Source organism: Endozoicomonas atrinae, assembly GCF_001647025.1.
Classification (GTDB): Bacteria; Pseudomonadota; Gammaproteobacteria; order Pseudomonadales; family Endozoicomonadaceae; genus Endozoicomonas; species Endozoicomonas atrinae.
Genome location: NZ_LUKQ02000801.1, coordinates 1 through 412, shown reverse-complemented (window position 1 = coordinate 412; position 412 = coordinate 1). Strand labels below are relative to the sequence as shown.

The following is a 412-nucleotide window of genomic DNA, read 5'->3' as shown; positions in this document are numbered from 1 at the left end:
TTATCGACCCAGGTCTCACCGCCAAAGTCGCCCAGGACTACAAACACAACGCCATGTCTGGCGAGTACGATCGACTCAAGCAACTCTCCGAGCGTCGCCAGGCATTCACCGGTTCCATCGAGGGCACCCCCTCATCTGGCGGAACTCCACCCACCGACTCACCGGAGCAGGCCGACATCGACCGGCTGTTCAACAAATACCAGAAGTAATTTCCCTGTGCTTGTCCGGCACCTTTGCCCGCTCACCCGAGCGGGATTTTTTTTATCACGCTTCCTTGATCCTCTCCTATACTCAGCTCGCACATAAACACTGAACAACAGACAAAGGAATTACCATGATTAACGAAAAACTCTACGAATGCTTGGTGAAACTGGGTGCTGATGAGGACGAAGCCCGAGATGCTGCCAGCGAA

The 412-nt window shown here is 53.6% G+C and carries 1 protein-coding gene; it reads left to right on the top strand.

Features of this window, described 5'->3' with window-relative positions; translation table 11 throughout:
- Positions 1-209 (top strand): hypothetical protein (locus AK963_RS34510; protein WP_175404806.1); only part of this gene is annotated, 209 nt, incomplete at its 5' end.
- Between the last annotated feature and the right edge of the window lie 203 nt (positions 210-412).